Source organism: Parvibaculum sp. (genome assembly GCF_049671045.1).
In the GTDB taxonomy this organism is placed as follows: Bacteria; Pseudomonadota; Alphaproteobacteria; order Parvibaculales; family Parvibaculaceae; genus Parvibaculum.
Genome location: NZ_JBATUH010000016.1, coordinates 1 through 26,919 on the forward strand (window position 1 = coordinate 1; position 26,919 = coordinate 26,919).

Annotated in this window: 26 protein-coding genes; 8 read left to right on the forward strand and 18 right to left on the reverse strand. The window is 64.4% G+C overall.

Annotated elements, in window-relative coordinates:
• Window positions 1-1,280: D-alanyl-D-alanine carboxypeptidase family protein (locus tag WBG82_RS01310; RefSeq protein ID WP_424420409.1), on the reverse strand; the 1,280-nt coding region annotated here is incomplete at its 3' end.
• Between the two features lie 481 nt (window positions 1,281-1,761).
• Here WBG82_RS01310 and clpS point away from each other — a divergent pair.
• The 4 genes from clpS to WBG82_RS01330 are packed head-to-tail and all read left to right on the forward strand — an operon-like array spanning window position 1,762 to window position 5,332.
• Window positions 1,762-2,094, forward strand: coding sequence for an ATP-dependent Clp protease adapter ClpS (clpS, locus tag WBG82_RS01315; RefSeq protein ID WP_324300246.1), 333 nt, complete (start codon window positions 1,762-1,764; stop codon window positions 2,092-2,094).
• Window positions 2,095-2,143: 49 nt separating this feature from the next.
• A complete protein-coding gene (gene clpA, locus WBG82_RS01320) occupies window positions 2,144-4,507 on the forward strand; it encodes an ATP-dependent Clp protease ATP-binding subunit ClpA (RefSeq protein WP_424420411.1) in 2,364 nt (787 codons plus the stop codon).
• A gap of 17 nt (window positions 4,508-4,524) precedes the next feature.
• On the forward strand, window positions 4,525-4,911 hold the full coding sequence (locus tag WBG82_RS01325) for a hypothetical protein (RefSeq protein WP_424420413.1): 387 nt from the start codon (window positions 4,525-4,527) through the stop codon (window positions 4,909-4,911).
• A 52-nt stretch (window positions 4,912-4,963) separates the two neighbouring features.
• Window positions 4,964-5,332: a VOC family protein gene (locus tag WBG82_RS01330; protein WP_424420416.1), complete on the forward strand. Its 369-nt coding sequence runs from the start codon at window positions 4,964-4,966 to the stop codon at window positions 5,330-5,332.
• A gap of 75 nt (window positions 5,333-5,407) precedes the next feature.
• Here WBG82_RS01330 and WBG82_RS01335 read toward each other — a convergent pair whose 3' ends face one another.
• The 4 genes from WBG82_RS01335 to WBG82_RS01350 all read right to left on the reverse strand — a co-directional run bounded on the left by WBG82_RS01335 (window position 5,408) and on the right by WBG82_RS01350 (window position 8,469).
• Complete coding sequence (locus WBG82_RS01335) at window positions 5,408-5,833, reverse strand: HIT family protein (RefSeq protein ID WP_424420419.1); 426 nt, start codon at window positions 5,831-5,833, stop codon at window positions 5,408-5,410.
• A gap of 2 nt (window positions 5,834-5,835) precedes the next feature.
• Window positions 5,836-7,047 (reverse strand): GNAT family N-acetyltransferase, encoded by a 1,212-nt coding sequence (locus WBG82_RS01340; RefSeq protein WP_424420422.1) that lies wholly within the window; start codon window positions 7,045-7,047, stop codon window positions 5,836-5,838.
• Window positions 7,048-7,116: 69 nt separating this feature from the next.
• On the reverse strand, window positions 7,117-7,947 hold the full coding sequence (gene bla, locus WBG82_RS01345) for a class A beta-lactamase (RefSeq protein ID WP_424420425.1): 831 nt from the start codon (window positions 7,945-7,947) through the stop codon (window positions 7,117-7,119).
• 54 nt (window positions 7,948-8,001) lie between these two features.
• The gene (locus WBG82_RS01350; protein WP_424420428.1) at window positions 8,002-8,469 is read right to left on the reverse strand and encodes a RidA family protein; all 468 of its coding nucleotides are present in this window, start codon (window positions 8,467-8,469) and stop codon (window positions 8,002-8,004) included.
• Between the two features lie 73 nt (window positions 8,470-8,542).
• On the opposite strand from WBG82_RS01350, the gene WBG82_RS01355 reads away from it, so the two are divergent.
• Window positions 8,543-9,589 carry an agmatine deiminase family protein gene (locus WBG82_RS01355; protein ID WP_424420431.1) on the forward strand — a complete coding sequence of 349 codons (1,047 nt, stop codon included), beginning with the start codon at window positions 8,543-8,545 and terminating at the stop codon, window positions 9,587-9,589.
• Here WBG82_RS01355 and WBG82_RS01360 read toward each other — a convergent pair.
• Both WBG82_RS01360 and WBG82_RS01365 read right to left on the reverse strand, forming a co-directional pair.
• Window positions 9,579-10,202 carry a GGDEF domain-containing protein gene (locus WBG82_RS01360; RefSeq protein WP_424420433.1) on the reverse strand — a complete coding sequence of 208 codons (624 nt, stop codon included), beginning with the start codon at window positions 10,200-10,202 and terminating at the stop codon, window positions 9,579-9,581. The two genes, WBG82_RS01355 and WBG82_RS01360, sit on opposite strands and share 11 nt — an antisense overlap.
• A gap of 260 nt (window positions 10,203-10,462) precedes the next feature.
• Complete coding sequence (locus tag WBG82_RS01365) at window positions 10,463-11,464, reverse strand: 2-hydroxyacid dehydrogenase (protein ID WP_424420436.1); 1,002 nt, start codon at window positions 11,462-11,464, stop codon at window positions 10,463-10,465.
• 213 nt (window positions 11,465-11,677) lie between these two features.
• Between WBG82_RS01365 and WBG82_RS01370 the strand changes: the two genes are divergently transcribed.
• Window positions 11,678-12,487: an EipB family protein gene (locus tag WBG82_RS01370; RefSeq protein ID WP_424420438.1), complete on the forward strand. Its 810-nt coding sequence runs from the start codon at window positions 11,678-11,680 to the stop codon at window positions 12,485-12,487.
• A 16-nt stretch (window positions 12,488-12,503) separates the two neighbouring features.
• Here the strand turns inward: WBG82_RS01370 and WBG82_RS01375 are convergent, their stop codons facing one another.
• Genes WBG82_RS01375 through WBG82_RS01390 form a run of 4 tightly spaced genes read right to left on the reverse strand, consistent with a single transcriptional unit; the run spans window position 12,504 to window position 15,680 of the window.
• Entirely contained in the window at window positions 12,504-13,781 is a 1,278-nt protein-coding gene (locus tag WBG82_RS01375; protein WP_424420440.1) for a DNA polymerase IV, read from the reverse strand.
• The gene (locus WBG82_RS01380) at window positions 13,778-14,713 is read right to left on the reverse strand and encodes an ROK family protein (RefSeq protein WP_424420512.1); all 936 of its coding nucleotides are present in this window, start codon (window positions 14,711-14,713) and stop codon (window positions 13,778-13,780) included. The genes WBG82_RS01375 and WBG82_RS01380 overlap by 4 nt, the downstream gene beginning before the upstream one ends.
• Window positions 14,689-15,405 carry a hypothetical protein gene (locus WBG82_RS01385; protein WP_424420443.1) on the reverse strand — a complete coding sequence of 239 codons (717 nt, stop codon included), beginning with the start codon at window positions 15,403-15,405 and terminating at the stop codon, window positions 14,689-14,691. Before WBG82_RS01385 ends, WBG82_RS01380 begins: the two co-directional genes overlap by 25 nt.
• On the reverse strand, window positions 15,402-15,680 hold the full coding sequence (locus tag WBG82_RS01390; protein WP_424420445.1) for a DUF3572 domain-containing protein: 279 nt from the start codon (window positions 15,678-15,680) through the stop codon (window positions 15,402-15,404). Before WBG82_RS01390 ends, WBG82_RS01385 begins: the two co-directional genes overlap by 4 nt.
• Before the next feature lie 216 nt (window positions 15,681-15,896).
• Here WBG82_RS01390 and WBG82_RS01395 point away from each other — a divergent pair, with 216 nt between their 5' ends.
• Together WBG82_RS01395 and WBG82_RS01400 are read left to right on the forward strand one after the other, a co-directional pair.
• On the forward strand, window positions 15,897-16,262 hold the full coding sequence (locus WBG82_RS01395) for a response regulator (protein ID WP_293550074.1): 366 nt from the start codon (window positions 15,897-15,899) through the stop codon (window positions 16,260-16,262).
• Window positions 16,263-16,273: 11 nt separating this feature from the next.
• Window positions 16,274-17,644, forward strand: coding sequence for a PleD family two-component system response regulator (locus tag WBG82_RS01400; RefSeq protein WP_424420447.1), 1,371 nt, complete (start codon window positions 16,274-16,276; stop codon window positions 17,642-17,644).
• Window positions 17,645-18,131: 487 nt separating this feature from the next.
• On the opposite strand, the gene rpmG is transcribed toward WBG82_RS01400, so the two are convergent.
• From rpmG to topA, 7 genes are all read right to left on the reverse strand, one after another.
• Window positions 18,132-18,299, reverse strand: coding sequence for a 50S ribosomal protein L33 (gene rpmG, locus WBG82_RS01405; RefSeq protein WP_324300211.1), 168 nt, complete (start codon window positions 18,297-18,299; stop codon window positions 18,132-18,134).
• Window positions 18,300-18,478: 179 nt separating this feature from the next.
• Window positions 18,479-19,708 (reverse strand): MFS transporter, encoded by a 1,230-nt coding sequence (locus WBG82_RS01410; protein ID WP_424420450.1) that lies wholly within the window; start codon window positions 19,706-19,708, stop codon window positions 18,479-18,481.
• A gap of 24 nt (window positions 19,709-19,732) precedes the next feature.
• Window positions 19,733-20,383, reverse strand: a complete 651-nt coding sequence (locus WBG82_RS01415; RefSeq protein WP_424420452.1) for an NUDIX hydrolase — start codon at window positions 20,381-20,383, stop codon at window positions 19,733-19,735.
• Between the two features lies 1 nt (window position 20,384).
• Window positions 20,385-21,152 (reverse strand): NUDIX hydrolase, encoded by a 768-nt coding sequence (locus WBG82_RS01420; protein ID WP_424420455.1) that lies wholly within the window; start codon window positions 21,150-21,152, stop codon window positions 20,385-20,387.
• Window positions 21,153-21,227: 75 nt separating this feature from the next.
• The gene (locus WBG82_RS01425; protein ID WP_424420458.1) at window positions 21,228-21,653 is read right to left on the reverse strand and encodes a DUF983 domain-containing protein; all 426 of its coding nucleotides are present in this window, start codon (window positions 21,651-21,653) and stop codon (window positions 21,228-21,230) included.
• Between the two features lie 87 nt (window positions 21,654-21,740).
• Entirely contained in the window at window positions 21,741-24,146 is a 2,406-nt protein-coding gene (gene rnr / locus WBG82_RS01430; protein ID WP_424420461.1) for a ribonuclease R, read from the reverse strand.
• Complete coding sequence (gene topA / locus WBG82_RS01435) at window positions 24,146-26,818, reverse strand: type I DNA topoisomerase (protein ID WP_424420464.1); 2,673 nt, start codon at window positions 26,816-26,818, stop codon at window positions 24,146-24,148. The genes rnr and topA overlap by 1 nt, the downstream gene beginning before the upstream one ends.
• Window positions 26,819-26,919 lie beyond the last annotated feature (101 nt).

Sequence of the window (26,919 nt, forward strand, 5' to 3'; positions counted from 1 at the left end):
GGCAGAATGGGGGCGGCCTGCGAAACGGGCTCGACGGCAGCGAGGCGCAGCGGCTCAGGCTTCGCGGGCGTCGCGATGACCGGGGCGCTGGCGAACGTACCGACGGGTGTGCTGGCGGGCGCCGCGAGGACCGGAACGGCGATGGGCTTCGCCACGACCGGGGCAGGGGCGGCCACCGGCTTGATGGCCGGAGGCGCGGAAACGACGACGGGGGCGGGCGAGGCGCTCAGGCTCGCGACGCGGTCGGTGCCCGTGTAGGATTCTTCGTCCGGATCGTGCTCGTCGGCCGTGGCAAGCGAGGCGAGCGCCATGCGCTCCCGATCGGATATGCCGACCGGCTTCTTTGCCGGGGCGACGGCGGCAAAGCGCGTCGTGGCCGCGCCATCCCGCATGGCGACGGCCCGGGGAAACGCGCGGTCGAGAATCTCGACCATATGGGCGTCGCGCGCGCGCGCCGTCTTGCCGCCGAGCACGACACCGATCACCGACTTTTCATCGCGCATGACCGTCGTGGTCAGGTTGAAGCCGGACGCGGCGGTGTAGCCGGTCTTGAGGCCGTTCACGCCCGCATACTTGCCGAGCAGACGATTGTGATTGCGGATCTTGCGGCCGTCCCACTCGAACTCCTCGGTCGAGAAGTAGGCAAAATACTGCGGAAAATCCTTCTGGATGCGCCGGGCGAGCGTCGCCTGATCGCGGGCCGTGGTGAGCTGGCCCTTGTTGGGCAGGCCCGAGGCGTTCATGTACTGGGTGCGGTCCATGCCTAGGGCGCGCGCCTTCGCCGTCATCATGCGGGCGAAGTCCTTTTCCGTGCCGCCGATATATTCGGCGACCGTGGCGGCGACGTCGTTGGCGGATTTGGTGACGAGGCCGAGGATCGCATCCTCGACGCGGATCGTGTCGCCACGGCGCAGGCCAAGGCGCGAGGGCGCCTGATTGGCGGCATGGGCGGAAACCGGCATGCGGGTATCGAGCTTGAGCCGGCCGTCCCGCAGGCGCTCGAACACCAGATAGAGCGTCATGACCTTGGTGAGCGAGGCCGGATAGCACTGCGTGTCGGCGTTGTTCGAGTAGAGAACGCGGCCGGTATAGGCATCCATGACGAAGGCGGCGGATTTCGGGACGAAGGGTTCGGCCTTCTTGTGCTTGGCGCGCGCCTCGGCGCCACCGGCGATCACGAGGCAGGCGAGCAGAAGCAGCCCGGCAAAAAGGAGCCTCGTCGCGCGGCCCTCACCGGAGTTCAGGTTCGACCACGGATTCGAAAGCGCAAACGCAAACATGCCCGTTGAACCCCGTGTCTCAGACGCCCCTGCCAGGCGAGCGGGTCAAGCCCGCAATTCATCCCCAAAACTAACTGTAACCACTCGAATGCGATTTGTGAATCCCCGGCCGGTTGAAAATGAACGAAAAACGTCGAGATTCCCGCAGCTTGGCCAGAATCACCGGAAGGCGTGCCGCAGTCGCCGCCCGATGAGCCGCCGAGCGGGGGCTCGAAGCCCGTCGCGCGCCACCGCCTCGCGGCGGATTATGCGAGGCCCGGTGGAGGCTCGGTGGAGGCCCAGGCGCGGGGAGAGGCGCGGGGAGAGGCGCGGGGCAAACAGATTGCGGCGATCGGGCTTTGAAATCCGCGAGATTCGCCTATGTAATAGGGGCGCCGGGAGAGGATTTTTTCCGGCGTGCGATCGGGTCAGGACTTTGAGAAAAACCGGCTTGCCGGTGTCGGAGGGCAGGCCGGTGTGAGTGACTTTGTAAGGATGGGGCATGTCTGACGACACGCGGCGAGGGGATGACGACAGCGGAACGTCCACCGGCGTCATCACGAAAACCAAGCCGAAAACGAAGAAGCCCTCTTTGTACAAGGTGCTTTTGCTGAATGACGACTACACTCCGATGGAGTTCGTCATTCATGTGCTTGAGCGGTTCTTCAACAAGGGCCGCGAGGACGCGACCCGGATCATGCTCCATGTCCATCAGCATGGCGTGGGCGTTTGCGGCCTCTACACTTACGAGGTCGCTGAAACGAAGGTGACGCAGGTGATGGATTTTGCCAGGCAGAACCAGCACCCGCTGCAATGCACAATGGAGCGAGAATAGCGTAAGGTTTGAGTCACGGGGCTGGGAGCAGCGGAAGGAAAGGTCTTAAGTGCCGACATTTTCACGCAGTCTGGAGGAAGGCCTTCATCGGGCACTGGCGCTCGCCAATGACCGCAATCACGAATATGCGACGCTCGAGCACCTTCTGCTTGCGTTGCTGGACGATCCGGATTCGGCCGCCGTCATGCGCGCCTGCAACGTCGATCTCGGCGTGCTCAGGCAGCAGCTGACGAACTACATCGACAACGAGCTTTCGAGCCTGGTCGTCGACGATGGCGAGGACTCCAAGCCGACAGCCGGTTTCCAGCGTGTGATCCAGCGCGCGGTCATCCATGTGCAGTCGTCGGGCCGGGAAGAGGTGACGGGCGCCAATGTCCTCGTCGCCATGTTCGCCGAGCGCGAGAGCCATGCCGCCTATTTCCTGCAGGAGCAGGACATGACGCGGTATGACGCCGTGAACTACATCAGCCACGGCATCGCCAAGCGTCCGGAAATGAACGAGACGCGGCCGGTGCGCGGCGCTGGCGAGAGCGACGGCGAGCCGCGCGAAAAGGCACGCGCGGGCAAGGAGCGCTCAACCGAGGCGCTCGACGCCTATTGCATCAACCTCAACGAGAAGGCGCGGCAGGGAAAGATCGACCCGCTGATCGGGCGCGAGAAGGAAGTCGAGCGCACGATCCAGATCCTGTGCCGCCGCTCGAAGAACAATCCGCTTTTCGTGGGCGATCCCGGCGTCGGCAAGACGGCGATCGCGGAAGGGCTCGCGCGCCGCATCGTCAATGGCGAAGTGCCGGAAGTGCTGCTCGATGCGACGATCTTCTCGCTCGACATGGGCACGCTGCTTGCAGGCACGCGCTATCGCGGCGATTTCGAGGAGCGTATCAAGGCCGTCATCAAGGAGCTTGAGGCCTATCCCGGCGCGATCATGTTCATCGACGAGATTCACACGGTGATCGGCGCGGGCGCGACGAGCGGCGGCGCGATGGATGCGTCCAACCTGCTGAAGCCTGCACTCGCCAGCGGCACGCTGCGCTGCATCGGCTCGACCACCTACAAGGAATACCGCCAGCACTTCGAGAAGGACCGGGCGCTTGTCCGCCGCTTCCAGAAGATCGACGTGGCGGAGCCGACGGTGCCGGACTCGATCAAGATCCTCAAGGGCCTCAAGCCCTATTACGAGGACTTCCACAAGGTCCGCTACACGAACGACGCCATCAAGTCGGCGGTGGAGCTTTCGGCCAAGTACATGCACGACCGCAAGCTGCCGGACAAGGCGATCGACGTCATCGACGAGGCGGGCGCCTCGCAGATGTTGCTGCCGGAATCGCGCCGCAAGAAGACCATCGGCGTTGCCGAGATCGAGAATGTGATCGCGACCATGGCGCGCATCCCGCCGAAATCCGTGTCGAAGACCGATACGGAGAAGCTGCGCGATCTCGACGTGGAGCTGAAGCGCGTCGTCTTCGGTCAGGACAAGGCGATCGAGGCGCTCGCCGCTTCGATCAAGCTTGCCCGCGCGGGCCTGCGCGAAGCGGAAAAGCCCATCGGCGCCTATCTCTTCTCGGGCCCCACCGGCGTCGGCAAGACCGAGGTCGCGCGCCAGCTTGCCTTGATCATGGGCGTCGAGATGCTGCGCTTCGACATGTCGGAATATATGGAGCGGCACACCGTCTCGCGCCTCATCGGCGCGCCGCCCGGCTATGTCGGCTTCGATCAGGGTGGCCTGCTCACCGATGGCGTCGACCAGCATCCGCATTGCGTGCTGCTGCTCGACGAGATCGAAAAGGCGCATCCGGACCTTTTCAACATCCTGTTGCAGGTCATGGATCACGGCAAGCTTACCGACCATAACGGCAAGAAGATCGACTTCCGCAATGTCGTTCTCATCATGACGACCAATGCGGGCGCCTCCGAGGCGGCGAAGAACGCGATCGGCTTCGGCGGCGGCAAACGCGTGGGCGAGGACGAGGACGCGATCAAGCGGCTCTTCACGCCCGAGTTCCGCAACCGGCTCGACGCGGTCATTCCGTTCGCGCCGCTGACGCCGGAAATCATCGCGCATGTGGTCGAGAAGTTCGTGCTGCAACTCGATGCCCAGCTCGCCGACCGCAACGTCACGATCTCGCTGACGCCGGAGGCGAATGCCTGGCTCGCCAAGCGCGGCTATGACGACCAGATGGGCGCGCGGCCGCTTGCCCGCGTCATTCAGGAATCGATCAAGAAGCCGCTGGCGGACGAAGTTCTCTTCGGCCGTCTGCTGAAGGGCGGGCATGTCGTGGTCAAGGTGGGCGAAGGCGACACGCTCGTCTTCGACATCGAGGAAGCCGGCACTCGCACCCCGCCGCCGCCGAAAAAGCGCGGCGCGGGCGGTGACAGCGGCTCGACGCCCAAGGTTCCGCTGCTCGTCGAATGAGCGAGGAAAGAGGGGGAATGAGCGGGCATGCGGAAAGCATCAAGGCGGCCATGAAGTGTCTCGACGACTTCATGGCCGCTTTCAATGCGCGCGATCTCGCCGCGTGGGAGCGCACCTTCAACTTTCCGAGCGTCAGGCTCGCCTCCAACGATCTCGTCATCATCGACAAGCCGGGCTGGCACAAGCCGAGCCTCTTCGACACGTCGCTCGGCGATGGTTGGCACCATTCCGCATGGGAGCGGCGCGAAGTCATTCATGCGGGCGAGGACAAGGTCCATTTCGACACGCGCTTCACGCGCTATCGGGCCGATGGTAGCGTCATCGGCAGCTACGATTCGATTTATGTCGTGACCCGACAGAACGGTCACTGGGGCATCAAGGCGCGTTCGAGCTTCGCGCCATGACGGCTCCGGGGTAGCAGGCAGACAAGGCAATCGAAACAGGGAGTGAATAACAATGATTGGCTATGTGACGCTCGGCAGCAATGACCGGCAGAAGGCCGGCGCTTTCTATGACGAGCTGCTCGGCCTCCTCGGCGCAAAGCGCGCCATGGTCGACGGCGACCGCTTCATCGGCTGGTCGAACGGCCAGGGCGCGATGCTCGCCGTGATCAAGCCCTTTGACGGCAATCCGGCGACCGTCGGCAATGGCAACATGGTGTCGCTCGCGGTCGGCTCGCGCGAGAATGTGGACAAGATCCACGCCAAGGCGCTTGCGCTCGGCGGCAAGGACGAGGGCGCGCCCGGACTTCGCGGCGGCAATTTCTACGGCGCCTATTTCCGCGACCTCGACGGCAACAAGCTCTGCGCCTTCCATATGGGCTGAGCGCGGCTCACGCAGAATGAGAAAAGCCGCCGTCGCAGGACGGCGGCTTTTTTGTTCGGGCGTGCGGTCCGCGCTTCAGACGCGCGCCAGCTCGGCCTTGATGAGTTCGGCCTGCTTCTTCAGCACCTCGAAATCCGCCATCTCGCGCGCATGCAGCTTCAGGTCGATGCCGTGCCAGCGCGGAATGATGTGCATGTGGATGTGGAAGACGGTCTGTCCGGCCTCCGGGCCATTGAGCTGCGCGATCATGATGCCGGGCGCCTTGATCGCGCGCTTGACGGCGACGGCCACCTTCTGCGTCACGCGCATCAGGTTCGCGGCATCGTCGGCGGACAGATCGAACATGTTTTCGGCCGGCGATTTCGGGATCACCAGCGTGTGTCCTTCCGACTGGGGCATCACGTCCATGAAGGCAAGCGTCCGCTCGTCCTCATGCACCTTGAAGCTCGGGGCCTCGCCGCGAATGATCTTCGCGAAGATATTGTTGTTGTCGTAAGCCATTTTCAGAAGTCGTCCTCTCGTATTTCGGCCGAGGCCGGATCATGCGCAAGATCGTGCCTGAAGGGGGAATATTCGCCAAGGACTTCGATGTCGCGTTCGACATGAAGCCGCTCGCGGTTCAGATATTCGGCGACGGCATCGCGGAATGAGGCATTGGCGATCCAGTGGGCGCTGTAGGTGCGGGAGGGCAGGTAGCCGCGTGCGAGCTTGTGCTCGCCCTGCGCGCCTGCCTCGACGCGCGGAATGCCGCGCGCGATGGCGAAGTCGATCGCCTGATAGTAGCAGCATTCGAAATGCAGGAAGGGATGATGCTCGATCGCGCCCCAGTTGCGCCCGTAGAGCGCGTCGCCGCCGATGAAATTGAGAGCGCCGGCGATGTAGCGCCCACGGCGCTTCGCCATGACGAGAAGCGTGCGCTCGGGCATGCGCTCGTTGATGAGACTGAAGAATTTGCGCGTGAGATAGGGGCTGCCCCATTTGCGGCTCCCTGTGTCCATGTAGAACGCGAAGAAGGCGTCCCAATGGTCCTCGCTGAGGCTTGCGCCCGTCGCCCATTCGATCTCGATGCCCGCTTCGAGCGCGCGCTCGCGCTCCTTGCGGATCATCTTGCGCTTGCGCGACGAAAGGTCGGCGAGGAAATCGTCGAAGCTCCGATAGTCGCGATTGTACCAGTGAAACTGCTGGTCCGTGCGCTGCAGGAGCCCGCGCGCGCCGAGCTTTCGCCATTGCCGTTCGGGCAGAAAGGTGAAGTGCAGCGAGGAAACGCCCGTGCGGCGCGCAACCTCGAGCGCGCCGGCGATGAGGCGGTCTTCCGCGACCTCGCGGCCCGGCCCCGGCTTCGTCAGGAGGCGCGGGCCCGTCGCGGGCGTGAAGGGCACGGAGACTTGCAGCTTCGGATAGTAGTGGCCGCCAGCGCGCTCAAACGCATCGGCCCAGCCGTGATCGAACACATATTCGCCCCGGCTATGGCTCTTCAGATACATCGGCATGCAGCCCGCAAGGCCGCCTTGCCCATCCTCCAGCAGCAGGTGATAGGGCATCCAGCCAGTGCGCCGCGTTGCCGAGCCGCTCTCTTCGAGCGCGCTCAGAAAGGCGTGTGAGACGAAGGGATTGTAAGGCTCGCCGGCGGGATTGGCGCAGGCATCCCACTCGGAGGCATCGACCTCGTCCAGCGCTTGCGCGACCTTGATGATGGCTTGCTCGGCGTCACCCATGGCTTTCGTTCCGGTTGCACTCGGCCTTTCGACTCTAAGCCATCATACGGCGCGGACAAGGAAGGATCGCTACGCCGCGCCGAACGCGCGCACCAGGGCGCGCGCCACATCGGCGTGAACCGCGTTGCGCGTCTCGGCGCTGTCGTCTGTCCCTTGATAATAGGCGGCGATCAGCAGCGGCTTTCGTCCCGGCGGATGGACGATGGCAATGTCGTTTGCTTCACCCCTCGGTCCTGTACCGGTCTTGTCGCCGATCTGCCAGCCGGAAGGAAGGCCGGCCGCAAGCCTGTGCTGACCCGTCTGGCAGCCACGCAGCCACGCAAGGAGCTGTGCGCGGGGCGCCGGGGAGAGCGCATTGCCGAGAAGCAGCGTCCGCATCAGGCCAAGCATCGCTTCCGGCGTGGTGGTGTCGCGCGGATCGTTCGGCTCGACTTCGTTGAGCGTCGGTTCGGTACGGTCGAGGCGCGTGATGTCATCACCGAGACCGCGGAGATAGCGGGTCAGGCCCTCCGGTCCGCCAAGCGTGGCGAGAATGAGATTACCCGCCGTGTTGTCGCTCCATTCGACCGCGGCCGCGCAGAGATCCGAAAGCGTCATGCTGCCCTTGGCGGCATGGCGCGAAGTCACGGGCGCATAGTCGAGAAGGTCGGCCTTGCCATAGCCGATGCGACGATGAAGACGCTCCGTACCGAGATCGACGCGATGCAGGACAGCCGCGGCGGCAAGAAACTTGAACGTGCTGCAAAGCGCGAATCTTTCATCGCCGCGCAACGAAAGACGCCGGCCCGTGCCGCTGTCGAGGGCGGCGACGCCGAGCCGGCCCTTGTAGCGCGTGCCAAGGCGCGTGAGTTCGTCGCCCGGCGGGTTCCGCTCGCCGGCGATGGCATAGGTCGTCGCCATCGCGAAAGCACCCGTCAGTGCTCCGCGCCGGGTAATCCTGAAGACCATTGCGGCTCACTCGATCTCGAAGATGGCCTCGATCTCGACGGCGATATCCACGGGCAGGCTCGGCGCCGAGACGGCCGAGCGGGCATGGCGCCCCGCATTGCCGAAAATCTCCACGATCACATCGGATGCGCCATTGATGACGTCGGGCTGCTGGATGAAATCGGGTGTCGAATTGACGAAGCCAAGCAGCTTCACGCAGCGCTTCACGCGGTCGAGATCGCCGCCGACCGCCTCGCGGAGTTGCGCGATAACGTTGAGCGCGGTGAGACGCGCGGCCTTGGCTCCCTCCGCCACTTCGAGGTCGCGGCCGAGCTTGCCCTGATATTCGATGCCGGTCGGTCCCACCGGACCCTGACCGGAAACGAAGACGAGAGAGCCCGTAACAACCCAGGGAACATAATTGGCGAGCGGCGCCGCCGCCTTGGGCAAGGTGATCCCGAGTTCCTTCAGCCGTGCATCGATCCTGCCTGACATGTACTGCCTCCATTTGCTCCGTGGCCTTCAAACGATATACCTATTTCGGTAAAGGCGAAGGGGGAAGGTCCAAATGAAGCTTGCCGCGCGGGCGCCTGCAGATGACGGTCTTTTCATGCCGGCGGAATGGGAGCCGCATGAGCGTTGCTGGATGCAATGGCCTTCGCGCGGCTCGGTCTGGGGCGAACATCTGCCCCATGCCTATCAGGCCTATGCGAATGTGGCGCGCGCCATCTCGCGTTTCGAGCCGGTGGCGATGATCTGCCGTCCGCATGAGGCGGCGGCGGCGCGGCTTGCCTGCGGGCGCGGCATCGAGATCGTACCCATTGAAATCGACGATTCATGGGCGCGGGATACGGGCCCCACCTTCGTCATCGACGGCAAGGGCGGCGTCGCGGGCGTGCATTGGCAGTTCAACGCCTGGGGCAATGCCTATCAGGGCTACGAGCAGGACGCCGAAGTCGGCGCGGCCATGCTGGAGCAGCTCGGCATGCGCCGCTATGCCGGGCCGATGATCTTCGAGGGCGGGTCGATTTCCGTCGATGGCTACGGCACTTTGCTGACGACGGAAGAATGTCTGCTCAATGACAATCGCAATCCGGGTCTGACGCGCCAGCAGATCGAGGAGCGCGTCGCGCTCTTTCTCGGCATCAGCCGCATCGTCTGGCTCGATCAGGGGCTCGAGGATGACGAGACGAGCGGCCATGTGGATATGATCGCCTGTTTCGCGGGCAGGGGGCGCGTGCTTCTCCACATGCCGGAGGACAAGAGCGATCCAAATTTCGCGCGCATGCAGGAGAACCGGGCGCGGCTCGAGGCGGCGCGGGACGCGGGCGGGCGGAAGCTCGAAGTGATCGAGGTGCCGCAGCCGAGGCGCAATCTGCGCCGGAGCGATGGCCGCAGGCTCTGCACCTCCTATATCAATTTCTACATCGCCAATGGCGGCATCGTGATGCCGTCATTCGACGATCCGAATGACGAGGCGGCGGCACGCATCATTGGCGAGGCATTTCCGGATCGGGAGGTCGTGCAGGTGCCGGCCCTCGACATCGCGGTGGGCGGCGGCGTCATTCACTGCATCACGCAGCAGCAGCCGAAGGGCGCGCCGCTCAGCCGTTGATGATCATGCGGGCGGCGCGGCTGCCCTTGCTCTTGTCGGCATACATGGCACGATCGGCGCGCTGGAGCAGTTCCTCGGGCTTTGAATTTCCGTCGTAATAGGCGAGGCCCAGGCTGGCCCTGGTGGTGATGACCTGGCGGCCATGCCTCACCGAAACGCCGTTGAGGCCGCGAACGAGGCTGCGCGCGCGCTCGCGCGTCGGCGCATGTTCGGCACGGACGAAGAGAATGGCGAATTCATCGCCGCCGAGGCGCGCGGCATAGTCCGTCGCACGGACATTCTTCTGGAGGTAGCGGCCGACGGCGCTCAGCAATTCGTCGCCGATGCCATGTCCGTGGAGATCGTTGACGTCCTTGAAATTGTCGAGGTCGATATAGGCGAGCAGTCCGGACTCGTCATGGCGGGCGGCGCTGTTGAGGTTTCGCGCCAGCACGTCGTCGAAGCCACGCCGGTTGAGGAGTCCCGTCAAATCGTCGGTGACGGAAAGGGCCTCGAGCTGCGCGATGCGCGCATTGAGTTCGGCGATGCGGTCTTCCACCTCCGCCGCATAGCTCAGCGCGTGGGCGCGCAGCCTTTCGGCATCGGCCGTAAGGCGGGAATTGTTCATCGCCATGCGGAAGCGCCGGGTAGGCTCGTCACCCACGGATAGCGCTGTGTCGTTTGTCTGTCGCGGACTTTGCAGATCCGCCAGTTTCACCCGTCTCATACCGGTTTCCTCACCCCTCATTGCCCGGTTTCGCCGGATCAACGGAGCAAGTGCCTTGCCACTGCCGATTATCCATAAGATTCAATGGGTTGAATTCAGCGAGGCGGATGTCTTGCCCGGCAAATTCTTCCCTCTCCCGGCGGATATTGCCTCAAGGAGGCAGAAAATCAGCTTGCGGATGAAGTGGACCGACGGTGCGGCGTGATGAGATCAGGCGCCTCGCGGCCCGCAAAGAACGCGTCGAGATTGTCGAGCGCGCGGAAGCCCATGGCATTGCGCGTCTCGAGCGTGGCGCTGCCGAGATGCGGGAGAAGAAAGGCAGCGGGAAGGGTGCGGTAGCGCGGGTCTATGTCCGGCTCGTTGTTGAAGACGTCGAGGCCGATCGCCCTCAGGCGGCCGGAGGCGAGGGCGGCGATCAGGGCGTCATCGTCGACGATGTCGCCGCGCGCCGTGTTCACGAGGATCGCGCCCTCCGGCATCAGAGCGAGGGTTTGCGCATTGACGAGGCGCCTCGTCTCGGGCGTCGATGCACAATGAACGGAGAGAATGTCCGACACTTCGAATAGGCCCTCCACGGAGGAATGATAGATGGCGTCCCCCTCCTGGTCCGGCGGCAGGCGATGGCGGTTGTGGTAATGGATCGACATGCCGAAGGCGCGGGCCCGCTTTGCCACCGCCCGGCCTATACGCCCCATGCCGAGAATGCCGAGGCGCTTTCCGCCCACATCCGTTCCGAGCATGCCGGTCGGCGCCCAGTTTTTCCAGCTTCCTTCCCGGATCGCGGCCATGCCCGCCGCCGCGCCGCGAGCGGCGCCGAGAATGAGGAGCAGCGCGATGTCCGCCGTCGCGTCGGTCAGGACATCCGGCGTATTGGTGGCGGCGAGGCCCCGCGCGGCGGCGGCCTCGATGTCGATATGATCGTAGCCGACCGAAAAGCTCGCGATGATGTGGATGGATGGCGGCAGGGCGGCGATCAGAGTGCCGTCGATCCTGTCGGCGACGGTAACGAGGAGCCCGTCCTTGCCGTCGGCGCGGGCGACAATCTCGTCCCGGCTCATGACGGAATCGTCGGCATTGAGCTCCGCCTCATAGGAGCCGAGGATGCGCGCCTCGACGGCGGCGGGAAGTTTTCGGGTGACGAGCAGCCGGGGGCGGCTACCGGATGGCACGGGGCTTGAAAGCGGGGGGCTGGAAGGCGAGCGGCTCAATTTGGCCTCGATGATGCAGTGTGAACGATGCCGGAGCTTCAGCTTTATCCGATGGTGTAAGCTTGCGGAAGGCGCTCGGGGCGCGCGCAGTCGAAAGGAAGTTTCTCCCAGATGCGGACCAGTTTTCAAATTCGCCGGCACGCACCCCGGATTGTCATCGGATCTGTTGCCGGAGTGGTGGCGCTCGGGCTCGGGCTTTTCCTGCTGACGCGGGCCGAGGGTAGCGATCCCGTCGATCTGCAGATGCACCGCGCCGTCTATGACCTTTCGGTCGACCGGCTGAAAGCGGTGAGCGAGGTGGACGGGCTCGACGGGCGCATGGTTGTGGAGTGGCGCGGCGGTCCCGCCTGCGAGGGCTACACATCGGAGCAGCGCGTCGTCACGAGATCGAGCGACGAGGCGAATGCGATCTCCGTCAGCGATGTGCGGCTGACCTCATTCGAGTCGCTCGATGGGCATGAGTTCCGCTTCGACCGGGTCGAGTATGCGGACGGCAAGCCGTCGCTGCGCCAGTCCGGGCATGTCTATCGGAAGGGAAGCCGGGTTGTGCTCGAGGAAGAAGGCAAGGAGCCGGCCGAACTGCCCGGCGACGTGCTTTTCCCGACCGCCTTCAACGTGGCGCTGCTCCAGGCGGCGCGGGAGGGAAAGTCCGTCTTCAGCAATACGCTTTTCGACGGAACCCAGTCCACGGCGACCTATGTCACGGCCTTCATCGGCAAACAGGGCGAGGCGCCCTCCGACGCGAGGAAGGTGCGGATCAGGAACCGCGGCGCAGGCGCAAGGCTCGAGGATGCCTCGCCATGGTATGTGCATGTGAGCTATTTCGATCAGGACGACAGGGGCAATGACGAGACGCCGAGTTTCGAGATGGGCTTCGCCATGTTTCCGAACGGCGTGATGAGCGCCCTGACGCTCGATTATGACGATGTGGTGCTGAAGGGCGATCTCGCCCAGATCGAATATTTCAAGCCCGGTGCCTGCTAGGGTCCGGTGCCGGGCCTCAGTCCGTCATGCCGCGCCCCTTGATGATGGCTTGCGCGCCGAAGCGGGCGCGAACGCGGTCCATGGCGCGTTCGGCCTCCGCCCGCCGCGTGGCGCCGGGGTCGAGCATGTCGGGCGGATCGGCAAGATCGGCATCCGCGAGTTGCGCGAGGCCGATGCCGAGCAGGCGGAAGGCTGTTCCGTCCGCTTCCTTCGCAAGCAGCGGCGCGCCAGTTCTGTAGATCACTTCGGCCAACTGCGTCGGATCGGGAAGGGTGACGCTTCTCGTGCGGATCCTGAAATCGGCGGTCTTGAGCTTGAGCACGATCGTGGCGCCGGAATGGCCAGCTTCCTTCGCGCGGCGAGCGACCTTTTCGCAGAGCGGCCACAGGCGGCGGCGAAGCTCGGCGCCATCTGAAATATCGTCCGCAAACGTCGTTTCCGCGGAAATGCTCTTTGCGACATTGGCGCTCGATACGGAGCGCTCGTCGAGGCCGCGCGACAGCCGCCAGAGCCTTCGGCCCATGACGCCATAGCGCGCCATGAGATCGTTTTCCTCCATGCGCTGAAGCTGGGCAATGCGGCTGATGCCGTCGCGCGCGAGCCGGGCTTCGAGCGACTTGCCGACGCCCCAGATGAAGGAGACGGGCTTCGAGGCGAGGAAGTCGAGCGCCTCCGCCCGTCCGAGAACGGTGAATCCGCGCGGCTTGTCCATGTCGGATGCGATCTTCGCCAGAAACTTGCAGTAGCTGAGGCCCACGGAAACGGTGATGCCGATTTCCTTTTCGATGCGCGTCTGGAGCTTCGCCATCGTCATGGCAGGGTTCGCATGATGGAGCCGCTCCGTGCCGTTCAGATCGAGAAACGCCTCGTCGATCGAGAGCGGTTCGACAAGCGGCGTCAGCTCGCGCATGAGCTGGCGCACCTCGCGCCCGACGCTTGCATATTTCGCCATGTCGGGCGGCATGACGACGGCTTCGGGGCAGGCTTGCAGCGCCTTGAACATGGGCATGGCGGAGCGCACGCCGCGGATACGCGCGATATAGCAGCAGGTCGAGACGACGCCGCGCTTGCCACCGCCGATGATGAGCGGCTTGTCGCGCAAGTCCGGATTGTCGCGTTTTTCGATGGCGGCGTAGAAGGCGTCGCAGTCGAGATGCGCGATGCCGAGTTCGTTCAGTTCGGGATGGAAGGCAAGGCGCGGGCGATTGCAGGCCGGGCAGCGCGTGCGGCCGGCCTCGACTTCGGCGAAGCAATCGCGGCAGAAGCCTTTGGCTGGCGCGGCGCCCGCATTCATCCCGCGCTCTCCTCCGGCCAGAGCCAGGCCGCGCCCCGCACGCCGCTCGCATCGCCATGCCGGTTGCGCAGGAGTTTCGTATCGACGCGGTCGGAAAACACATATGAGCCCCAGCGCGCCGGCACCTCGTCGTAAAGCGCGGCAATGTTCGACATGCCGCCGCCAAGCACGATCACATGCGGGTCGATGAGGTTGATGACATGCGAGAGCGCGCGGGCGAGGCGGTCGGAATAGCGCCGCAAGGCCGAGCGCGCGGGCCGCGAGCCTGCCTCGGCCGCCGCCACGATTTCATGCGTGGTGAGCTTCTCGCCTTCCATGCGTTCGTATTCGGCCTCGAAGCCGGGGCCGGAGTTCCATGTCTCGATGCAGCCCTTCTGGCCGCAATAGCAATCGGGGCCTGGAATCTCGTCGGGCAGCATCCGGGGAAGCTGGTTGTGGCCCCATTCGCCCGCAATGGCATTGGGCCCTGAGAGAAGGCGCCCGTGAATGACGATGCCGGCGCCGACGCCCGTGCCGAGGATGACGCCGAAGACGCTCGGCGCGCCTGCGCCAGCGCCATCGGTCGCTTCGGAGAGGGCGAAGCAGTCGGCGTCATTGGCGAAGCGCAATTCGCGGCCGAGCGCGGCGCCTAGATCGCGGTCGAAGGGCGTGTCGTTGAGCCATGTGCTGTTCGCGTTCTTCACAAGGCCCGTTGCGGGAGAGAAGGCGCCCGGCATGCCGATGCCGACAGTGCCGCGTGCGCCCGTGTCGCTTTCGAGGGCGGCGACGAGATCGCGGATGGCGGCGATGGTCGCTTCGTAGCTTCCGGGCGTTGCGATGCGCCGCCGCGCAATTTCGCGTCCGCCTGCGCCGAGCGCGATGGCTTCGATTTTCGTGCCGCCGAGGTCAATGCCGATACGTATGGAAATCAGAAACCATCCTTTTCGAGACAGGCCGAGATGAAATCATGCGCCAGCGTCCAGTCCGTGGTGTGGAAGTGGCTGTGCTCGGAAGGCGGCAGCATCCGGGCGAGGCGCGGGTCGGCGATGAAGTGAATGCGGTGTGTGGGCGCGTGGGCGGCGGCGACCGAGGCGATGTTGTGCGGAATGTCATCGAGGAAGATGACGGGCGCCTCGACGCGTTCGGCGAGCCGCTTCACCGCGCCTCCCTTGAGCCCCTTGTTGGCGATGACGGGATAGGCCATGCCATGCGCCGCGAGGTTCCGTGCCCGCGTTTCCCTTTCGGAGAAAGGCACGTTGGTCAGCACCACGATCTGCGCGCGCGGGCTGAGCGCCCGCAAGGCTTCGGCCGCGCCCCGCACCGGAATGAGCGAGTGGGTGGAGGAAGCGAAAAAGCTCTTCAGCAGTTCGGGCATTTCGGCTGCCGGAACGGGCTCGCCCGTGTCGCGCCGCTTGACGTTGCCGGTGAGCGCGAAGCTCTTGAGATCGAGCCAGAGCCCTTGCGTTTCCAGGTAGAGTTCGAGCCCGGCGATGAACTGCATCAGCACCTCGTCGCAATCGGAGACGATGAGCGGCTTTCCGCGCGTGAGCTGCAGCGCCTCGATCTGTGGGGCGACATCCTCGTGAAGCGCGAGAAGATCGAGGCCCTGCATGTGCGGGGCGGTATTTGTCTTGGGGGCGTTCATGTCCAGTGCACCTCCTCGCCGCCGGGAAGGAGCTTCCTTGCCCTGCCGGGCAGTTCGGGCTTCAGCCCCGCCGCTTCGCAGAAGGCGAGGAGGCGCGCTTCGTCCATGAGGATGAAGTCGAGCACGCCGCCCAGGATTTCCGCGTCGCCGCCGCGCTCTCTGAGATCGGCTGGCGAAAGGCCGGTTATGTCGAAGAATGCAAAGAGCAATTCGTCGTCGGCGGCAATGTGGCCGAGCGCCTTGATCGCGATGAGTTCAGCCTGTTCGGCCTGCATGGCTAACGTTCCGTTTCCTCGACAATAACAAATTAATCATAGCCCCAGATTGAGGCGAAACGGCCTGCGCCGGGGCGATGATTAAAGACTTAGTTAACGATATTGGCGTCATATGAGCTGTCTGAGGTGCGGAATCGGCATCCACGCCCGCGGAGAAGAATATCAAGGGGTCGGAGCGGCAGGGCAACAGGGGTGGGGTTTGGAGCTATGGATGCGATGACCAAAAAAGTTCTGATCGTCGAGGACAACGAGCTCAACATGAAGCTCTTCCATGACCTTCTTGATGCTCATGGCTATGAGACGCTTCAGACGCGGGACGGCATCGAGGCGCTGGAGATCGCGCGCAAGAATCGCCCCGATCTGATCCTCATGGACATTCAGCTTCCCGAAGTGTCGGGGCTCGAAGTCACCAAATGGATCAAGGAAGACGACAGCCTCCGCTCGATTCCGGTGGTCGCGGTCACGGCCTTCGCCATGAAGGGTGACGAGGAAAAGATTCGCGAAGGCGGCTGCGAGGCCTACATCTCGAAACCCATCTCGGTCACGCAGTTCCTGGAGACCGTCCAGCGTTTCCTGAGGTAGGGGCAAGAGCAGTGACGGCGCGCGTTCTCATTGTCGACGATGTTCCGGCGAACCTGAAGCTCCTCGATGCGAAGCTGACGGCGGAGTATTTCGGCGTGCTCAAGGCGTCTTCGGGGCCCGAGGCGCTCGAAATCGCCATGGCACAGCAGCCGGACATCATCCTGCTCGACGTCATGATGCCGGGGATGGACGGCTTCGAGGTGTGCCGCCGGCTCAAGGCCGCGCCGCAGACCGAGCACATTCCCGTCATCATGGTGACGGCGCTCGACCAGCCGAAGGACCGCATTCAGGGCCTCGAGGCGGGAGCCGACGACTTCCTGACCAAGCCCGTCAACGATGTCGCGCTTTTCGCGCGGGTGAAGAGCCTCGTGCGCCTGAAAATGGTCACGGACGAATTGCGGATGCGCGAGGCCACGGGCCAGCGCATCGGCGCCTTTGTCGGCACCTCGACCGAGCGCATGCTCATGGCGGAGCCGGGCAGGGCGCTCGTGATCGACGACCGGCCGAACTCGCTCAAGCGGCTGACCGAGGCGCTTTCGCTTCAGCACATGGTCACGGTCGCCGATACGCCCGAAGACATGGTGCAACTCGCCGCGACCGGCGCCTATGATCTCCTCATCGTGAGCCTCACGCTTCAGGAGTTCGACGGGCTCAGGCTCTGCTCGCAGCTTCGCTCCGCCGAGGCGACGCGGCAGACGCCGATTCTCGTCATCGTGGAGGAAGGGGACACGCCCCGCCTCGTCCGCGCGCTCGATATGGGCGTGAACGACTATCTGCTCCGCCCTGTGGAGCGGAACGAGCTTGTCGCGCGCTGCCGGACGCAACTCCGCCGCAAGCGTTACCAGGATTACCTGAGGGATCGCTTCCAGAAGGGGCTCGAACTCGCTGTCACGGACAGCCTCACCGGCCTCTATAACCGCCGCTACATGGAAGGGCATCTTGCCACGCTGGTTGAGGAAGGGGCGCATTCGGGCAAGCCGGTGTCGCTGCTCATCTTCGACATCGACTACTTCAAGGCGGTGAACGATACCCATGGGCATCCGGCCGGCGATGCGGTGCTCAAGGAGTTCGCGCAGCGAATCGAACAGAATGTGCGCGGCGTCGATCTCGCCTGCCGTCTCGGCGGCGAGGAGTTCGTCGTCGTCATGCCGGATACCGATCTTTCCTATGCGCTGATGGTCGCCGAACGGCTCCGCCAGAAGGTGGCGGAGGTTCCTTTCCGCATTGAGCCCATGGAAACGCTCAACATCACGGTGAGCATCGGCATCGCGGTCACGGTCGGACCGGGCGACACGTCGAATGCATTGCTCGAGCGCGCCGACGCCGCGCTCTATCGCGCCAAGCGCGACGGGCGCAACCGCGTGGTCGCTGAGGCTGCTTGAGGCGGCTTCTCACCATTCAGGCATAAGTCTTTGAAATCGCTGAAGGGTGAGGCTGCCGGATTCCTGCTGGCCCGCCCCGGAGGGCAATTTCATCTGCACTTTATTAACCATGTTTATTCATGGTTAATCAGGTGTTTACGCTGCCTTTCTGCCGTTCGACTTTATTTGGATCATCCAGCGTGCTAGCGTAATTTTACTCAAATGTTTCGCTGTTCCGTCGGCTTTCGTCGCTGGGGGGTGAGGGAGAGCCGAAGCGGTCTACAGCGACATGTGTCCTCACGGGGCGCTCGGGTCCGCCGCATCTCCTGAGTCCGTGAGGCACGGCCGGCCGGAACGTGGTGTGGAGTGGCCTCCTCTGATAAGCCATGACTTCCGGTCGGCCACCATTTGAGGAACCCGGTACGGGGGGAAAACAAAAGGCCGGTCTTGCGACCGGCCTTTTGCCTTTGATCCGTCAGGCAGAGCAGGCGAGGCGCCCGCTCAACGCTTATTTGATCTTGGTTTCCTTGAACTCGACGTGCTTGCGCGCGATCGGGTCGTACTTCTTGATGACGAACTTTTCCGTCATCGTGCGGGAATTCTTCTTGGTCACGTAGAAATAGCCCGTGCCCGCGCTGCTTTCGAGCTTGATCTTGATGGAAGCCGGCTTCGCCATGGCTCGAAATCCTTGATTTGGGCGGGTCGGCCAAGGCGCCCGCGAAAGGTTCTTCTCGCAGATCAGTGGATGTGCGGATTGCGGCGCAGACTACTCGCCCGAGAGGCTAAGTCAAGTCCGCTCTCGATCTTGCTAAGGCCCGGAGGTGCAAGCGAGTTTCGGGCTCGTGGCGGGCCGCCTCAGAGCGCGCCCTGGGCCTCGGGCGATGCCTTTGCGTATCGCCAGCCGGCGACGATGAGATAGATCCCGCAGAGGCTCCCCATGGCGACGATCAGCCCGTGGGGGTTCCAGAGATCCATGGCGAAACCCGAGAGCGGCGGCCCCACCAGCGCGCCCGTCGAATACATCATGACGAAGGCGGCATTGGCGGCGGCAAGGTCCGCGCCCCGGAAGCGCTGGCCGAGCAGCGTCAGGCCGACCGTATAGAGCCCGACCACGACGCCGCCGAAGACGAAGAGGACGAGCGCGAAGAGCGGCATGGAGAAGGTGGTGAAGGGGATGGCGAGGATGCCGAGAAAGCCGCCTGCCGCGCAGACCAGAAGAACCGCCCGGCGGTCGATCCTGTCGGCGATGAGGCCGATCGGGAACTGGAAGGCGATGTTGCCGGCCGCGAAGATCGTCAGGACGAATGCCGCCGCCTGCTCGCCCATGCCGGAACGCAGCGCATAGATCGGCAGCATGTTGAAGATGTTGGTTTCGGTGGCGCCATAGATGAGGCCGGCGAGCGTCGCGGCCGGGGCGACGAGGAGGAATGTCAGGAAGCCATGGCTCGGCTTTTCCTTGATGCTCGGCGCGAGGCCGCGGCCGAAAATGAGAAGCGGCACGCCGCCTGCGAGCACCAGGGAGCCGATGAGGAGAAAGGGGAGCGCGCCGTCCGCGCCCGCGAGATAGAGAAGCGCCGGCCCCGCCGCAAAGCCGCAGGAAAGGATCGTTCCGTAAAGCCCCATGAGCTTGCCGCGATTCTTCTCGTCGGCGAGCGAATTGACCCAGAACTCGCTGACCACGAAAAGGCCGGTGATGGCGAGCCCGTTGACGAAGCGGATGGGAAACCAGAGCCAGACGTTCTGGAAGATGTAATAGCAGGGCATTGCCAGCGCCGAGACGGCGACGCAGGCGAGCAGGAAGGGAATGACGGGCACGCGGCGCAGAAGGCGCGGAATGAACGGCGTCAGCATGAAGGTCGCGATGGCCGGCATCGCGGTGTTGAGGCCGATGAGCAGGGCGGGGATCTGGCGCCGCTCCATGAGGAGCGCAAGCAACGGGATCGACGAGCCGAGGCCGATTCCGACCACGGTGATGCAGGCGATGACGGCGATGAGGCTGCGCCGCCGGTCCGCCCGGCTCAACGGTTCCTCTCGCGCCTCGAGATTGAGGCTCTGGCTTTCCTGCATGTCGGATTGCCGCTCCATGGGACCGCTCCGGCCGCCTCTTTTTCAGGCGCGGACCAGAGGGCGGTTGTTTCGGTAACAATAGAGCGGAACGCGCTTGCGCGAATCGCCCGCCGCGCGCCGTCCGATTTCGTGGAGCACGAATTCGGTCACGTCGATGACGGGGAGCTTGAGCGCCTCGGAAAGCGGATACCAGTCGAGGTCTTCAAGCTCGCCGCTGCCGCGCAGCGTTCCGTCGAGTTCCGTCGCGGAGGCCGTGAAGAAGCGCGCGTGAAAGCGGATAGGGCTTCCGGCGGGCGTGATGGCGCGGGCGACGCCTGACAGCGCGTCGAGGCGCGGCGCGATGCCCTGCGCGCGAAACTCGGCCCATGTGGCGCCTGCATCCGGCCCGACATCGCCCGGCGCCGCGAGGAGAAGGCCCGTCTCCTCGAATGTTTCGCGGATCGCCGCCATGGCGAGCGCCTGCGTCTTCGCGCCGAAGGCCACATCGCCCAGAGGCGTGGCGGGCTTCACCCGCAAGTCCTCGGGATCGAGCTTTCCGCCGGGAAAGACGAAAGCGTCGGGAATGAACTTCATGCGCGCATGGCGCCGCCCCATGAGGATGAGGGGTTCCGCGCCCCGTTCATCGACAAGAACGAGGCTTGCGGCGTCGCGCGGGCGCACGCGAACGCCGCCAATGCTTTCTTTGGCGGACATGTCAGGGAACCAGCGTATCCCGGATCGCCTGACCGTTCCGGAAATGGATGAAGGGAACGGCGCGCTTCTTCTGCGCGGCCAGCGGCTGGCGCAGTCGCTCGTCGATTTCGGCGAGCACGACGCGGGTGATGTTCGGCAGGTCGAGGTCTTCCGCGTCCTTGATGCTGATCCAGTGGAGGCCCTGCAATTCTCCCGAACCGGCGATGTGCGACGGATCGCCCTGAATGAGTTCCGCATCGGCGATGAAGAAGCGCGTATCGAAGCGGCGCGTGCGATAGGGCGGGGTGATGGCGCGGGCGACGAAATCGAGCGCGCTGAGCGCGGGCGAAACGCCGGTCGAGAAATAGGCGGCCCAATCCTTGTGCTTGCTCGATTGCGGCGAGCCGATGGGGCGGCCCACGGCGAGGCCCGTTTCCTCGAAGGTTTCGCGGATCGCGGCCATGGCAAGCGCGCGGGCGCGATTCTCGCTCGGCGTGCCGCGCATACGGGCCAGAAGAAGCTGGGCGACGTCGCTGCGGAGATCCTCGGCCGGGCGGATGCGGCTGTCGGCCGGATCGACGCGCCCGCCGGGGAAGACGAACTTGTTCGGCATGAATTTGTGGTTCGCGTGGCGCTGGCCCATCAGAACGCGCGGCGCGCTGCCGTCATTGCGAACCAGGATCAGGGTCGCCGCATCGCGCGGGCGCACGGCGCGCCCTTGGGCCGCTTCGCGGAATTCCTGATCGCGCGAATGTTTGGGGTCGAACGACCCTGTTGCCGTTTCCGCCATCTTGTCTTTCCCGGATTCAATTTCGTTGTCCGGGCAGGATGCGCCCTGATCCCGGGCCTGTCCAGAACGGCGCGATCAGAAGTCGGGCTCGTCGCCGAATCCGTGCATGCGCCGCGACCATTGCAGGCCGACCACCGCGCCCTTGATGCGGGGGAGCAGAATCAGCGAGAGCAGCAGCGTCGCCAGCGGCCACAGCGTCATGTGGACCCAGAGCGGCGGCATGTATTCGAGCTCGACCGCCAGCATGATCGGCACGATCACATGGCCGACAATGAGAATGGTGAAGTAAGGCGGCGCGTCATCGGCCTGGTGGTGGAAAAGCTCCTCGCTGCAATGGGGGCAGCGGTCGGCGATCTTGAGAAAGGCCCGGAATATATGACCTTCGCCGCAGGCCGGGCAGCGCATTGAGAAGCCACGCCACACAGAGCGGCCGAAGGGCCTGACCTCATGGCGAACGATCTGGGGACCGGCGGGTTCGTACATATCCGAAAGTGTGCTCATTCGTGCCATCTGGCTAAAGGGCGATCTCGTAGATTTGTCTTATTCCAGAGACGATTGAATGCGGCAGGTTGACGCTGCTTAACACCCTTAGTCGGTATGTGGTTGTTTGGCGCGCTTCACAGCCGGTTTCTGGCCGGCACGGAGTTTGGCACTCTTCCGGGATTTTTGGGCGGGTTTTTTGCCGGGCTTGGCGGCGGCGCGGCGAGGCGCCTTTCCGCGCCCCTTTCCGTAAGCCGCGCCATGGCGGCCAGCGGGCTTTCCTTCCGTGCCGCCTTCGACGATTTCAAATCGCAATCCGCCCGTGACCGGAACCGCCTCTTCCAGACGCACCGAGACGCGCTCGCCGAGGCGGAAGGTGAGGCCGCTGCGCTCGCCGATGAGCGCATGGCCCGCCTCGTCATGGTGGAAGAACTCCGTGCCGAGATTGGAGATCGGCACGATGCCGTCTGCGCCGGTTTCATCGAGGCGCACGAAAAGGCCGAAGCGCGTGACGCCGGAAATGCGGCCGGGAAATTCCGCGCCGATGCGCGCCTCGAGAAAGGCGGCGATGAAGCGGTCCATGGAATCGCGCTCGGCAAGCATGGAGCGGCGTTCCATCTCGGAGATGTGCTCGGCGATTTCAGCGAGCGAGCCTGCTTCATCCGCACTCTGACCATCGGCGCCGAAGCGCAGCGCCGCGATGAGCGCGCGATGCACGACGAGATCGGCATAGCGGCGGATGGGCGAGGTGAAATGCGCGTAGCGGCGCAGGTTGAGCCCGAAATGGCCGATATTGTCGGGAGAATAGACCGCCTGCGCCTGGGAGCGCAGGATGATGCTCGACACCATCTGGTCGAATTCCGTGCCGTCCACTTCCGCGAGGATGCGGTTGAAATTCGTCGGACGCACGACCTGGCCCTTCGGAAAGCTCAGATTGAGCGTCTGCAGAAATTCGGACAGGGCGACGAGCTTTTCGCGCGAGGGCGCGTCGTGAATGCGATAGATGAGCGATGTCTGCCGCTGCTCGGCCGTCTCGGCGGCGCAGACATTCGCCTGAATCATGAACTCCTCGATGAGCTTCATGGATTCGAACTTGTCTGCGATGCGGATGGCCGCGATGCGGCCGCGCTCATCGAGCCGCGCCTTATATTCCGGCAGGTCGAGATCGAGCGGACCGCGTTTCTCGCGCGCGATGGAAATCGTCTTGTAGGCGTCCCAGAGCGGGCGGAGCACGGGCTCCAGAATGGGGCCTGTCTTGTCGTCTGGCGCGCCGTCGATGGCCTGCTGCACCTGGCGATAGCTCAGCCTCGCCGCCGAGCGCATGAAGCCGCGGATGAATTCATGTCGGCGCTTGTTGCCGTTCGCATCGAAGACCATGCGCACGGCGAAGCAGGCGCGATCTTCCTTTTCGCGGAGCGAACAGAGGTCGTTCGAGATGCGCTCGGGCAGCATCGGCACGACGCGATCGGGGAAATAGGTTGAGTTGCCGCGCTTGCGCGCCTCGCGATCCATCGGCGAACCCAGCCGCACATAGGCCGCGACATCCGCGATGGCGACGATCACCACATGGCCGCCTTCATTCACGGGATCGGGGTCCGGGCCCGCCCAGACGGCATCGTCATGATCGCGCGCGTCTTCAGGGTCGATGGTGACGAGCGGAATGTCGCGCAGATCCGTGCGGCCCTCGATGCCATGCGGTCTCGCCGCCTCCGCCTCGCCGAGCACGCTGTCGGGAAATTTGTCGGGAATGCCATGCGCGTGAATGGCGATGAGGCTGATCGATTTCGGATCGTCGCTGCGCCCGAAGACCTCGCGCACACGCGCGCGCGAAAGGCCATAGCGCTTGCCGGGAACGATTTCGGCGAGCACGAGATCGCCGTCCTTCGCGCCGCCCGTATCGGCGCGGGCGATTTCGGATTCATTGCGGACGCGCTTGTCCACAGGCACCAGCCGTCCGCCCTCGGAGGTTTCGCGGAAGAGGCCGAGCACCTGTTCCGCGCCCTTGCCGACGCGGCGGATGATGCGCGCCTCGTAAGCGTAGACTTCGCCTTCTTCCGTCGTGCGCGTGAGCCGGGCAAGCAAGCGGTCGCCCACGCCTGCGGGCGGTTCGGCATCGCGCTCGCCGATGCGGCCCTTGTGAGGCTCGGGCGTGATGACGATTTCGGGCGCGGCGCCTTCGCCGGTCCAGTCGACGGGGCGGGCGATGAGTTCGCCATCCGTGTCGCTATGCGTGATCTCGATGACCGTGACGGGCGGCAGCTCGCCCGCGCGATGAAGCCTGCGCCCCTCGCGTTTGGCGAGTAGCCCTTCCTCGGCCATCTCCTTCAGCATCTGCTTCAGGGGGATGCGGTCGGCGCCCTTGATGCCGAAGGCGCGTGCGATCTCGCGCTTGCCGACGGGGCCGGTCGCGGAGGAGATGAATTCGAGGATCTGCTCCCGGGAGGGCAGGCCGTTCGATCGTTCGCGCTTTTTGGGCGTGTCTTTTCCCGATGCGGTTTTCCTGCGGGGCGTCATCAGTCCGCCAACTCGGTGGCGCGGGCCTTCGCTTTAGGCGCGGCCTTCTTCGCAGCGGGTTTTTTGGCTGCAGGCTTCTTGGCGGCCGGCTTTTTCTTCGCCGTCGGCTTTTTCGAGGCGGCTTTCTTCGCGGGCTTTTCCGCCTTGGTCGCGGCGGCCTTCTTCTTCGGCGCCTTGCCGGATTTTTCGGCGGCGAGCGCGACAGCCTCGTCGAGCGTATAGCTCTCGATGTCGGTGTCCTTGGGCAGGGTCGCGTTGGTCGAGCCGTGCTTCACGTAAGGACCGTATTTGCCTTCCATGATCTGCACGGGCTTGCCGTCTTCGGGATGCGCGCCGAGATCGCGCAGCATCTTTCCGGCGCGCGCCTTGGCCTTCAGCGCCTTTTCGGCGAGGAGATCGACCGCGCGGTTGACGCCGATGGTGAAGACCTCTTCGGGGTCCTTGAGATTGGCGTAAACGCCCTCATGCAGGATGAAGGGGCCGAAGCGGCCGAGCCCGGCCGTGATGGGCTGGCGCGTCTCCGGATGGATGCCGACTTCGCGCGGGAGCGAGAGCAGCTCGAGCGCGCGCTCCAGCGTGAGCGTCGCCGCCGATGTGCCGCGTGGGATGCCGGCGCGTTTCGGCTTCTCGCCGTCTTCCGCCTCGCCGAGCTGGACATAGGGGCCGAAGCGACCGGACTTGATGAGCACGGGCTTGCCCGTCTCGGGATCGACGCCGAGCGTGCGCTCGCCGGACGCGGCTTCCTCGCCCTCCGCGCCCGCGGTGAGCTGGCGCGTATAGCGGCAGTCGGGATAATTCGAGCAGCCGACAAAGGCGCCGAACTTGCCGACCTTGAGCGAGAGCTTGCCATCGGCGCAGTTCGGGCATTTGCGCGGATCGCTGCCGTCGCCCTTGTCGGGGAAGACATGCGGGCCGAGCACCTCGTTCAGCCGGTCGAGAACTTCCGTGATGCGAAGCTCCATCGCCTCGCCGACGGCGCCGGTGAAGTCCTTCCAGAAATCGCGCAGCACCTGCTTCCAGTCGAGTTCGCCGGCCGAAACCTTGTCGAGCTTTTCCTCGAGGTCGGCGGTGAAGTCGTATTCGACATAGCGGGTGAAGAAGTTTTCAAGGAAGGCAGTGACGAGCCGGCCCTTGTCGTCGGGCACGAAGCGGCCCTTGTCCATCTGCACATAGCCGCGATCGCGCAACGTTTGCAGCGTCGAGGCATAGGTGGAGGGGCGGCCGATGCCGAGTTCTTCCATGCGCTTCACGAGCGTCGCTTCGGTGAAACGCGGCGGCGGTTCGGTGAAGTGCTGGTCGGCGCGCACATCGCCGAGCCCCAGCTTGTCGCCGCGCGAAACCTTGGGCAGGCGGCCGCCTTCCTCGCCATCCTCCGGGTCGTCGCGCCCTTCCTGATAGAGGCGCAGGAAGCCGTCGAAGGTAATGACGGAGCCCGTCGCGCGTAGTCCGATCTGCTGCTCGTCGGCCTCGATCTCGATGGTCGTGCGCTCGAGCTGCACGCTCTCCATCTGGCTTGCGACGGTGCGGTTCCAGACGAGTTCGTAGAGCCGGCGCTGATCGTCGTCGAGCACGGCCGACACATGCTTGGGCAGGCGCGCAAGATCGGTCGGGCGGATGGCTTCATGCGCTTCCTGCGCATTCTTCGCCTTGGTCTTGTAGACGCGCGGCGCGGAGGGAACGTAAGCCTCGCCGAATTCATTGTTGATGACGGTGCGCGCGGCCGCGATCGCCTCGTCGGCGATCTGCACGCCGTCGGTTCGCATATAGGTGATGAGGCCGGTCGTCTCGCCGTCGATCTCGACGCCTTCATAAAGGCGCTGGGCGATCTGCATGGTGCGGCTCGCCGAGAAGCCGAGCTTGCGCGAGGCTTCCTGCTGCAATGTCGAGGTGGTGAAGGGCGGATAGGGATTGCGGCGCGCGGGCTTGCTCTCGACGGACTTCACCGAGAAGCGCGAAGCCTTGACACGCGCGACGATCTCGTCCGCCGTCGCCTTGTTCGGAATGTCGAATTTTTCGAGCTTCCTGCCGTCGAGATTGACGATCCGCGCGGTGAAGGGCGCGCCGGAGGCCGTCTTGAAGTCCGTCTCGATGGTCCAGTATTCCTGCGAGCGGAAGGCGTCGATCTCGAGTTCGCGATCGCAGATGAGACGCAGCGCCACCGACTGCACGCGCCCGGCGGAACGCGCGCCGGGCAGCTTGCGCCAAAGCACAGGCGAAAGCGTGAAGCCGACGAGATAGTCGAGCGCGCGCCGCGCGAGGTAGGCGTCGATCAATTCCTTGTCGAGGGCGCGCGGATGCTTCATCGCCTCGAGCACGGAATTCTTGGTGATCGCATTGAAGACGACGCGCTGCACGTCGATGCCCTGCAGCGCCTTCTTCTTGTTCAGCACTTCGAGGACGTGCCAGGAGATCGCCTCGCCCTCGCGATCGGGGTCGGTGGCGAGGATGAGCTTGTCGGCACCCTTGACCGCGGCGGCGATGTCGTTGAGCCGCTTCTGGGATTTCGGATCGACGTCCCAGGCCATGCGGAAGTCGTCGTCGGGCAGAACCGAGCCATCCTTGGAAGGCAGGTCGCGGACATGGCCATAGGAGGCCAGGACCTTGAAGCCCTTGCCGAGATATTTGTTGATCGTCTTCGCCTTGGCCGGCGATTCAACAATGACGACGTCCATAGGGTGCTCTGGCTCTCCAAATTCGCAACGGCCCGATCCGGCAGATCTGGGCCGGCCGAAGCCTCTCACCCAGCGGCGGGCGAGGGCATATCCCCTGTACA